Origin of the sequence: Latilactobacillus sp. VITA-14 (assembly GCF_046580785.1) — a bacterium.
Classification (GTDB): domain Bacteria; phylum Bacillota; class Bacilli; order Lactobacillales; family Lactobacillaceae; genus Latilactobacillus; species Latilactobacillus curvatus.
On record NZ_JBJKTM010000013.1, the window covers coordinates 50,491 to 60,299 of the forward strand.

General features: G+C 41.9%; 11 protein-coding genes and 1 pseudogene. 2 read left to right on the plus strand and 10 right to left on the minus strand.

The genetic code is table 11. The features are described from left to right. Window positions 1–25 precede the first annotated feature (25 nt). Entirely contained in the window at window positions 26–961 is a 936-nt protein-coding gene (locus ACF1X7_RS06780) for a nucleoside hydrolase (RefSeq protein WP_064776870.1), read from the minus strand. A gap of 108 nt (window positions 962–1,069) precedes the next feature. On the opposite strand from ACF1X7_RS06780, the gene ACF1X7_RS06785 reads away from it, so the two are divergent. Further along, a complete protein-coding gene (locus tag ACF1X7_RS06785) occupies window positions 1,070–1,384 on the plus strand; it encodes a SemiSWEET family transporter (protein WP_004270447.1) in 315 nt (104 codons plus the stop codon). Between the two features lie 203 nt (window positions 1,385–1,587). On the opposite strand, the gene efp is transcribed toward ACF1X7_RS06785, so the two are convergent. Together efp and ACF1X7_RS06795 are read right to left on the minus strand one after the other, a co-directional pair. After that, window positions 1,588–2,151, minus strand: coding sequence for an elongation factor P (gene efp / locus ACF1X7_RS06790; protein ID WP_004270462.1), 564 nt, complete (start codon window positions 2,149–2,151; stop codon window positions 1,588–1,590). 87 nt (window positions 2,152–2,238) lie between these two features. Then, window positions 2,239–3,030, minus strand: coding sequence for a hypothetical protein (locus tag ACF1X7_RS06795; RefSeq protein ID WP_064776868.1), 792 nt, complete (start codon window positions 3,028–3,030; stop codon window positions 2,239–2,241). Window positions 3,031–3,190: 160 nt separating this feature from the next. Between ACF1X7_RS06795 and ACF1X7_RS06800 the strand changes: the two genes are divergently transcribed. Next, window positions 3,191–4,255, plus strand: coding sequence for a hypothetical protein (locus ACF1X7_RS06800; RefSeq protein ID WP_004270442.1), 1,065 nt, complete (start codon window positions 3,191–3,193; stop codon window positions 4,253–4,255). A gap of 3 nt (window positions 4,256–4,258) precedes the next feature. Here ACF1X7_RS06800 and ACF1X7_RS06805 read toward each other — a convergent pair whose 3' ends face one another. The 7 genes and pseudogenes from ACF1X7_RS06805 to ACF1X7_RS06835 all read right to left on the minus strand — a co-directional run. After that, the gene (locus ACF1X7_RS06805; protein WP_411162588.1) at window positions 4,259–5,005 is read right to left on the minus strand and encodes a class I SAM-dependent methyltransferase; all 747 of its coding nucleotides are present in this window, start codon (window positions 5,003–5,005) and stop codon (window positions 4,259–4,261) included. A gap of 238 nt (window positions 5,006–5,243) precedes the next feature. Next, window positions 5,244–5,678 (minus strand): universal stress protein, encoded by a 435-nt coding sequence (locus tag ACF1X7_RS06810; RefSeq protein WP_411162589.1) that lies wholly within the window; start codon window positions 5,676–5,678, stop codon window positions 5,244–5,246. Between the two features lie 15 nt (window positions 5,679–5,693). Continuing rightward, entirely contained in the window at window positions 5,694–7,262 is a 1,569-nt protein-coding gene (locus ACF1X7_RS06815) for an Nramp family divalent metal transporter (RefSeq protein WP_411162590.1), read from the minus strand. 178 nt (window positions 7,263–7,440) lie between these two features. Then, window positions 7,441–8,013 (minus strand): PepSY domain-containing protein, encoded by a 573-nt coding sequence (locus tag ACF1X7_RS06820; RefSeq protein ID WP_411162591.1) that lies wholly within the window; start codon window positions 8,011–8,013, stop codon window positions 7,441–7,443. 74 nt (window positions 8,014–8,087) lie between these two features. Then, complete coding sequence (locus tag ACF1X7_RS06825; protein ID WP_039098995.1) at window positions 8,088–8,699, minus strand: LysE/ArgO family amino acid transporter; 612 nt, start codon at window positions 8,697–8,699, stop codon at window positions 8,088–8,090. Window positions 8,700–8,745: 46 nt separating this feature from the next. Then, window positions 8,746–9,417: a YoaK family protein gene (locus ACF1X7_RS06830; RefSeq protein WP_411162592.1), complete on the minus strand. Its 672-nt coding sequence runs from the start codon at window positions 9,415–9,417 to the stop codon at window positions 8,746–8,748. Between the two features lie 260 nt (window positions 9,418–9,677). After that, a pseudogene (locus ACF1X7_RS06835) lies at window positions 9,678–9,809 on the minus strand (IS30 family transposase); the annotation flags it as partial.

The window sequence follows — 9,809 nt, forward strand, 5'->3', positions numbered from 1 at the left end:
TTCTCTACTCAAGTATTTTGACTATTTAGCCGATCGTCTTAATTGCGTCTTCCACTAATCCCCAGAACTTCTGATGATCGAGTTTTACAGCGACTGATGTGTGACAGTCTGTTGGAATTGGGAATCTAAAATCGGCGACCGTCATCCCACGCGTCAATGTTCCATTGAGTTCGATATCAACGGGCACTTTCTTAGTGGTCATCACACTTGAATCAATCACGTAAGCCACGGCACACGGATCATGAACGGGCGGTACATCGAAATTTTGCCCCTTCTTGTACATATCGCGGAAAAAGGCTAACAAATCAACCACGAACTGAGACGTTTCAGTATGAATGCCTTCAATTTGTTCAACAATATCTGGTGTCGCTAACGCTTGATGCGTCAAATCCAAACCAACCATTGTGACATCCCAGCCGGCATTGAATACAATCTTGGCCGCTTCTGGATCAAATTTAATGTTAAATTCGGCCACTGCACTCGCATTCGCTTCGTGATAACCGCCACCCATTAGAACGACTTCTTTAACGCGTTCAACAATCTTAGGTTCTTTGCGTACCGCCATTGCGATGTTGGTCAACGCACCTGTTGGCACTAATGTAATTGTATTAGCTGGATGCGTCATAATTAAATCAATGATTAAATCAACTGCATGACTCTTTTCAAGCGCCACCGTTGGTTCTGGAAGAACAACCCCGTCAAGGCCAGTCTCCCCATGGATATCAGCTGCTACTTTAATTTCTTCAATTAATGGTCGCGAACACCCAGCAGCAATCGGTACATCGTGCATGCCGATCATGGTCGCAACTGCGAGGGCATTGCGCGTCACTTTCGTTAACGTCTGATTGGCAGCCACCGTTGTCACTGCCAACAAATCGATTTCTGGATTGCCGTATGCTAACATCATTGCAACAGCATCATCATGGCCTGGATCACAATCAAGAATTATTTTCTTTGCCATTCGTAAAACCTCCACTCTCTTTCACTTCGTGCATACTATCACTATAGAATTTAAGCGATTTCAAGTCAACCATATATAATAAAATTCAATCATGAAATGGAGTCTATTATGCGCATTGATACTGGCGAATACCCTACCGGCGAAAACGCCGTCCACCCTAAGAAAGTTAAACGTTTAAAATTACTTAGCAAGGTTGCAACAATCACCTGTATTACGATGTATGTTTCATACATCCCCCAAATTATCGCTAATTTTTCAGGGTCACCTGTCTCACCTTTACAGCCCTTAGTCGCAACAATTAATGGGTGTCTATGGACCGCCTATGGCTGGAATAAAACCTATAAAGATTGGCCGGTTATTATTTCTAACATCCCTGGCGTTATTTTCGGACTCGTTACCGTAATAACTGTTTATATTCACTAAAATTGTTTGTTAAAGCCACGATTTGCGTCAAATAATTTTTGATAACTAACAGAAAAGCAATCCATCATAAGTTGCTTCTCTGTTATTTTTTTGTCCCTTTACCCAAACATAAAAAGCCAAGGTGATTCCTTCTTTTATCGAAAGAAAACCATCTTGGCTTCACTTTGAAGTACCGACTATGGGACTAGTCGGCCTTAATCTTGTTATTTTGCTGCTCGTTTAACGTATGTGCCTTCTTGTGTGTTGATTTCAAGGACTTCGTCAGCGCTGATGAAATCAGGGACACTAACGACTAAACCAGTTTCCATCGTTGCAGGTTTACCTGAACCAGTCACTGTTGCGCCTTTAATCGAAGGTTGTGTTTCAACGACCCGTAAGTTAACAGTAGTTGGTAAAGTAACCCCGATCACTTCTGAACCGAAGAATTGAATCTTGCAGTTCATGTTTTCTAATAAGTATTTTAATTCAGCTTCAATAGCAGCTGTTTGAATTTCATATTGTTCGTAAGTTTCAAGATCCATGAAGAATGCCACGTTATCTTGTGTGTATAAGTATTGAACATCTTTTGTATCAATCATTGCTTGTTCAACTTTAACTTCTGGGCGCATTGTTGTTTCAACAATTGAGCCAGTCCGTAAGTCACGCAACTTAACACGCATAACCGTGTTTCCCTTACCCGGTTTATGATGGTTAGCTTCTAAAACTTTGATTAACTTGCCGTCTTGTTCAAACGTCATTCCTGCTCTGAGGTTTACTGCTTCAATCATGACTTGATCTCCTTTATTTAAAAAAATATTCATCTCTAACTGTACCAAATGAAAGCCGTTTAATCCAGCCCTCCTGTGGTAGTTATCCTATTTAATGTCGAGTTTATGAATATTATCCGTTGGTTGTGGCTCATAATGTTGGTACATCTTCGTAATGGCCACCTTAGGTAAGCCTGATTCACTAATATAAATATTAGGTTTGAGGTATTTCTTATTTTGCACATCTTTTAAGTGATAATGTTGAATCACTTGTTTCTGATGGCCAGTCGGTGCTTCATCTTGACCATAGAATTGAATCTTGGCTAATGGTAAGCTAATCGTTGCATTATTAATCTTGAAATAAGCAACATCTCGATTGCTGCCAAGATACGTCATCTTTTGTTGCTTATCAGCTTGATAGAATTGCTCGATTTGCTTCATGCTGTGATTATCGACCAGCCGGACAATCGGTTGATCACCTTTGAAAAGGTGTAAACCATCTAGCGACTGGCGCACGTTTTGAGCACTCAACATCAACCAGACAATCACCAACATACTGATAAAGTACACAATATGTAAGCTAAGACTGCTAGCAGCATGATTCAAACTAAAAGTGTAGCCATCCTCTAGCTCTTTATTCATGATTTGGCGCCGAATGCGCATTGCAATAATCTTATACGATAGGTACCACACTACAAGCGCGACTAAGGTTGCCCCAAAAGCTGTCAAAATTGTATTTTTTAGAATTTCTGAATCCGTCAATAATGGACTAAAGCCGCTCACAAGTTTAATTGTGAGCGCGCCAAGGATTAGAATCACAACCATTTGTAGTACAAAAAAACGGGTCCGAATACTTTTGCTAATCTTCGTGGGTGTTACCACGTTCGTCTTATCTCCCATACCATAAATCCTCCCTTGTTAACCTACTTACCATTTTAGCATACCGTTTCCATCAAGTTGATTAAAAGTCCCTCGTTGGCTTATTTTTTACAAAGGCATCTTTCTTCAAAGGTAGCTGTTCAATATGATAAGGTGAAGTTAATCAAACGGAGGTGTCGATATGTTATATCCAGAAAGTTTAACTCAATTACTCGCCGATTCAAATCAGCCAGTCATCTCGTTATTCATTAACTTAGAGACTGGCGGACAAGCCATTAATGCGAACAAGATTAAGCTCAATAGTTTTTCTAAGCAAATCCGTGAACAGTTAACCACCGACTATCCTGAAGAAAAAACCTTACTCAACCAACTTGAGGACTTACTAAGTACCGCTCCCCAAGAATTAGCACATATACAGTCAGTTGCGTTTTACATCACAGCTGCTGGTCACTACAGCCAACCCCTTCATTATCCGATCACGACTGAATATTTTCTAATTGCTGATCAACCCGACCTGCGTCCACTCAGTTCGGAATTAAGTCTGAGTCTGAACGGAACCATTCTCTGTCTCAACAAGACTACTTTTAGTTTGAAATCCATTCAACAAAATGTCATTCGGGATTATCCTTTACCTAAAGACGCCCCAACAACCATTGAAATTGGGATTGGCACAGAGCGTAAAGGCGAAGTCGTCCAAGGCTTCTCAAGTCCAACCCACAGTTTTGTTGTAAAAGAAAATGAACAACTTATCGATCAAACTAACTATTTCCGCGTGATTGGCCGCTATCTTGATGACTTGCTGCCTGAAAAAGCACCGATTTACGTGGTCACATTACCCGGCAACTTAAATCTCTTCAAGGAACTCGTCGTTAATCCAAACTACCGGATGGATCAAGCCATCCAAACTTCCCCTGATTCTCTTTCAGATGACGACTTACTCGACAAGTTACTCACAAATGCGCGTCATGAACTCCGACAAAAAGCGCTCGGATTAGCAGAACGGGCCGCTAGTGCGTATCACGGCGATTCAAACCTTGGTGATCCTGAGATTATTCTTTCACGCATTAACAATCGCCAACTAACAGCACTCATTATCCCAACTGCACTTGCACCATCAGCAACAATCAGCGCCGATCAAATCATGGATCTTAATCACATGATGATTGCGGCCATCCAAACCGGCCTGCCATTCTACCCAGTACCAGTTGAAAATATTCCGACAGGACTGGTGGCGATGGGAATTTAACTCTTAAAACACGTGCCAATACAGCAACGTATATTCAAGCGTTGTTGTACTGGTCCGTGTTTTTTGAGTTGCAAATACTTGATCTAGATAAGCTGCCAGTTGGTCCGTTGGTAATTCTTCGTAATAGGCCTCCAAAAATGGCCTGTCGAAAACTTCACTTGTTTGATATTGAAAAATTTGTTGACTAACTTGGTAGCCCGCATCTTTTAACACGTTTTCCACAGCTGGGATGATTTCCGGTGTAGTGTTGGGATCTTGCTGTTCAATCCCAAAATAACGTTCAAGCGGTGTGAACAAGTCGTCCTCGTTTTTAGTGAGCCGTAAGAATGCACACCACTGACGGCTCTTTTCGCTAATCGTCAGTAATGCTTGATTGGCTTCGATTGCCGGATTTAACGCCATCCAAATTAAATCATAGCTTTTTTGTGGCGTTTGCGCCATAAAGTCAGCCACAGACTGCTGTTGATAAGCAATCTGTTGGTCTGGTACATGCTGTTTAGCTTCTTGTTGTGCATACTGGAGCATTTGCGCCGAGATGTCGATAATCGTATAAGCCTGACTGTTTTGCGCTAGAGGTGGCAAATAACGGCCGCTACCACCACCTAAGTCAGCCACTGTCTCAACAGGCAGTAATCGCCGATCCTGTAAAAAAGCCACAACGTCAGTGACAATCGACACCTGTGACTCTTGTTGAATCTGATAGTATTCCGCTGCAAAATCATCCCAAAAAGCTGCGACTTCATTATCCACAATCTATCCTCCGCTTAAACCTTTATTTTCTCAGCTTAGCATATAAAAAAGATGCCGACAAAATAAATTATCGACATCTTTTTGAAACGTGCTTTTTGGTTGCACCAACCTCCGCTTAATCTAAAATACTCAGTTGCTATCCGCGACCGAACACACGCTTTTTTAAACGTGCTGCAATCGCCATATTCTTCCGTTGTTAGGCTAATCCTCAGAATATCTCCGGCGATTTTCGCACTCTTTATCTCACTACCAGCACTGGGATTGGTGCGTATTTTGCCATGTAGGCGGCTTGGCTGCCGAAATATTTAGCAACGCCCTTTTGTGATTTCGAACCGACAATTAACAAATCGGGTTTAACCTTAGGAATCGCATCTTCGATAATCGCTTCGCCTGGTTCGCCTTCTGCAATTACTGTTCGCACATGATTCACACCGCGCACATAGGCTTGATCTTGATATTCTCGTAGGTGGTTTTCAAGATCCTCATATTGGCCGTGGATAAAATCCTTGTTCAATGCTTGATAGACGTTCATTTCGTCATTTTCCAATACCGATACAATGACTAATTCTAAATCCTCACGTTTAGCCCGCTCAATTGCATAATCAAACGCTAATAACGCATCCTCTGAGTCATCGACCCCGACTAAAATTCGTTTAATTTCTAAAACTGACATGTGACCAACCTCCAATTAATTTTCAGTTGCTAATTGCTGTTCAAACCGCTTATTGCCTTTATACAATTCAATAATCATCCAAACCAATAATGCCATCACACCAGCAATCAACACATATGCAATGCGATCAGCAGTAGCCAATTGTGCAGCACTTGCGTGATCACCATAGAAAGCTTCGATTTGTCCTGGCAACCCCATCATATTCAAATAGGTCAAGCCAACGACCGATAACCAACCTAAGCTTTTAATCAACCAACTATTCTTGAAGCGATCCCCCATCTCAACCCGGCTGTCGGTAAACATCAACAGTGGCAGCATTGAAAATGGTAAGGCAAACGCTAAGAAAACTTGGGAATTATTCATCAAGGTATTGAGCGCCTCATGCTCTTCCAAGGCTGGTTTATTGCTGGTCATCATGACGCAGATTAATACCGGAATCACCGATAACAAGCGGGTTACCAAACGCCGCAACCACAATGGCATTCTCAAGTGAATGAACCCTTCCATGATGACTTGGCCAGTTAACGTCCCGGTAATCGTTGAATTTTGCCCAGAAGCGAGCAATGCAACGGCAAACAAAGTTGATAAGATTCCGGTCCGGGCAACACTTGCAAGAATTCCGTTACTCATTGTTGAGGTATCTGACAAAGCTTCAAATAACCCGAAGAATGATGGATCTTTAACCGTTCCCGTCTTAAAAACTGCAACCCCCATGATTAATAACAACGCATTAACGAAAAATGCCATCGTGAGTTGAATGTTTGAATCCCAAGTGGCAAAGCGCACTGTTTGTGCAACCTGTGCTTCGTTCTTGCGATCAATCTTCCGTGTTTGCGAAATCGCAGAGTGTAAATATAGATTATGTGGCATAACAGTTGCCCCGATAATCCCTAACGCACCAGTCAATGGGGTTAGTCCACCAACAGCTGGCCCGGTGGCAAAGGTCTTAGCAGTTGGTACTAGCCCAACAATCACCCCTGCCCAATCAGGATCTGAGAGTGCTACTTCATAAGCAAAAACCACAAAAATCACGACAATTAGTGCGACAACGATTGCTTCAATCTTACGAAAACCAATTTTCGTTAAGAGTAATAATAGCATGACATCTAAAATCGTAATGAATACTGCAATCAGCAGTGGAATCTTAAATAATAAGTACAAAGCAATTGCCGCCCCAATAACTTCGGCAATATCGGTTGCCATAATCGCTAATTCTGTCAAAATCCACAAGACAATGCCCAACGGTTTACTCGTCCGTGCGCGAATTGCCTGTGCTAAGTCCATCTGAGTTACAATGCCTAGTTTAGCCGCCATATATTGTAATAACATCGCGATTAAACTAGACACCAAAATCACGGACATTAACAGGTATTGAAAACTCTGACCACCAGTAATCGATGTTGACCAATTTCCTGGATCCATATAACCCACTGCCACCAATGCACCCGGTCCTGAATACGCTAGTAACATCTTCCAAAAGCCTTTGCCCTCTGGTACTTCGACCGTCCCATTAATTTCTTCAAGTGATGGGCCGTTCGCATATTCAATCAGCTTGTGCTTCTTGTCCTTTTCTTGTTGATTCATTATCCTCACTCCTTATTTTGATCTTGATAACAGTTTTATTGTACACCGTTTTAATGAAATGTAAATAAAAAGTTAGGCAATGCTAATTTATTTTATTCAAATCGATAACAAATTTATTAACGCAAGCTACAAAAAAAGCGCCGTCGAAATTATTCTCGACGGCGCTTTACATACTGCTTTAATCATCCATTTCTTTTTCAATTAGCGCGCCAGTTTCAGCGTCTAATTTAACTTGCATTTTTTGCTGTTTTTGATGACCTTCTACTTCCCAGACTGTTCGGCCATCATCTTTTTCCAATGACCATTTGATCACGTTCCTGGTGAAGTATTGTTGCGCTTTTTGAAGAGCTTGTTGAGGCGTCAACAATTGGTCAAACGCTAATTGCTTTTGGTGTCGCTCGACGCCATTTTGTTCATCGGCATCAAGGGCTTCTTTCGACAATCGACTGGTTGCGCCAGTTCGAGCATCCACATGCATGTGAAGCTCTTCATTGTCGTTCATTCCCGTTAATTCATAAAACATTTGGTTACCCCATTGCTTCAGCTCAACCTCGGTTAAATCTGATGCAGGATATTGTTTTGCGTACAATTCACGGGCTTTTTCAAGCGTCACTTTCGGAGCTTGAACCGTTTGTTTCGGACTAGTCGATTCTTTTTGAGCGGGGGGTGCTGAATGTTTTGTTTGGTTGGCTGTACAACCCGTCAATAGGCCGAGCGTTACTAAACTAACAATGATTGTTGTTTTGCGCATCCTGTTCTACCTCGCTTTGTTTTGATACTTAAGGATACCATTCAACAGGGTAAATTAAAAAGCAATATCCCTTCCTAGAGCAATGTTGTCCCCACTTTGACCAATAAACCAAGCCCATACACGATGATGATGATGGCACTCACTAAGTTGACGCCCATCAAGAATTTTGGTGAAACTTTTTTCCGGAAAAGGCTAAAGATAATGGCGATACCAAAGAACCAGGTCGCGGTTGCCGAAACAACCCCCACGATGAATGGAATCGCCTCGCTACTCGTCATGCCACCCCGCAATGCGCCCAGCATTAATGTCCCATCAATCAAGGCTTGCGGGTTACCCCAAACCGCCACAAATGCAGTCAAAATAACCTTCCCCAGTGGCATTGGTTCTAACGCGCCAAACGTAACGGTACTGCGGGCACTTTTTAAAATGGTGTATCCAATCCATAAAATCAAAAGTCCACCGATTCCCATAATGGCTAACCGAACCGCATCGTTTTGCACAATCAGTGCGCCAATCCCATAAAACGCCACGAGTGAAAAGAGCGCATCAAATAACCAGATGAACAAACTGTTGAAAACTGCCCGCCGTGTTGTATTCGACATGGCATTATTAAAAACGAAAATATTTTGCATCCCGATTGGTGCGACAAACGCAAATCCCATCAAGATTCCTTTTAAAAAGAACATCTATTAACCTCCTTGGCAAGTTACCTTTCAGCGTAACATATCTAGGCTAAACTTTCTTGTCTGGATTTAATTGTAAAATCAGCACCGTCATCAACACGAATAATGCTGATAAAATCAACGTCCGTTCTCCTAAGAATGAGACACATAGTCCGACCATCACTGCACCAATCGTAAAACTGATAATGATGCGTAAAATTTGCCAGCCCTTATCGGCTGCCTTACGATCATGTTTAAAAACAGCGTCATAAAAACTTTCCGCCATCGTCCGTACATTTCCAGTCATCATCAATGATGTAAATGGGCCACCATCCAATTCACGAAATTCCTGTAATTGCGCAGCCGCAATGATTGAAACAAGTGAACTTGCAACAATATCCGGTACATACGGTGAAATTCCCGCAACAATCGTTAAGACCAAGACTTCAATCCCCAATATAATCCGTTGTCGTTTGTTAATCGATTCGTCTTTTTCAAACCGATGTTGTAAAATGCGCGTTAAGATTGTTCCCAACATAAAGGCGAGAATCGGGGTACTGTGCCGTAATAATACGGACCATTTCATCTGCCCCAAATGGGTTCCTAATAAAATTAGATTCCCCGTTTGTAATCCGGCGAAGACTTCCCCGTGCACCAAATAAGTGTAAGAATCAAAGCCCCCCGCAGCTGCCAGTAGCCCGCCATATAATAATTTGTCGCTCATTGTCATTTTGTTCCGCATTAATTCGTCCTACTCCTCAACTAAACTATAAGTATTAACTCTATCGGAAAAACCACTCGCCGTCTACAAGTAGTTATCATTTAAAACGTTATCAAAAAAAGGCCTCAGCAAACTGATTTTGCTAAGGCCTTTTTGGCTTAATTTTCTACGTCACCATTGAAACCGGCTAATTGACTTGAATAAATTGATAAACGCGTCGCATAACTAGGATGGTCATTATTTTCCTTGACCACTTCTTTAAGCGTCGGCAAATTACAAGTTTAATCCGAACAAGCCCGGAATCTTTCAATGGCAGTCTGTTGATGATGTATCTTTAATAGTCGTTGATTAATTAGTTCAAGTGCTGCTAGGATCTCATCAGTCATTACTTGGCTAAAATTGGTCTTTTTCGG

Excerpts from the sequence above, each read along its gene's own strand:
- ACF1X7_RS06780 (WP_064776870.1), bottom strand. The coding sequence starts at position 961 with ATGGCAAAGAAAATAATTCTTGATTGTGATCCAGGCCATGATGATGCT.
- ACF1X7_RS06785 (WP_004270447.1), top strand. The coding sequence starts at position 1,070 with ATGCGCATTGATACTGGCGAATACCCTACCGGCGAAAACGCCGTCCAC.
- efp (WP_004270462.1), bottom strand. The coding sequence starts at position 2,151 with ATGATTGAAGCAGTAAACCTCAGAGCAGGAATGACGTTTGAACAAGAC.
- ACF1X7_RS06795 (WP_064776868.1), bottom strand. The coding sequence starts at position 3,030 with ATGGGAGATAAGACGAACGTGGTAACACCCACGAAGATTAGCAAAAGT.
- ACF1X7_RS06800 (WP_004270442.1), top strand. The coding sequence starts at position 3,191 with ATGTTATATCCAGAAAGTTTAACTCAATTACTCGCCGATTCAAATCAG.
- ACF1X7_RS06810 (WP_411162589.1), bottom strand. The coding sequence starts at position 5,678 with ATGTCAGTTTTAGAAATTAAACGAATTTTAGTCGGGGTCGATGACTCA.
- ACF1X7_RS06815 (WP_411162590.1), bottom strand. The coding sequence starts at position 7,262 with ATGAATCAACAAGAAAAGGACAAGAAGCACAAGCTGATTGAATATGCG.
- ACF1X7_RS06820 (WP_411162591.1), bottom strand. The coding sequence starts at position 8,013 with ATGCGCAAAACAACAATCATTGTTAGTTTAGTAACGCTCGGCCTATTG.
- ACF1X7_RS06825 (WP_039098995.1), bottom strand. The coding sequence starts at position 8,699 with ATGTTCTTTTTAAAAGGAATCTTGATGGGATTTGCGTTTGTCGCACCA.
- ACF1X7_RS06830 (WP_411162592.1), bottom strand. The coding sequence starts at position 9,417 with ATGCGGAACAAAATGACAATGAGCGACAAATTATTATATGGCGGGCTA.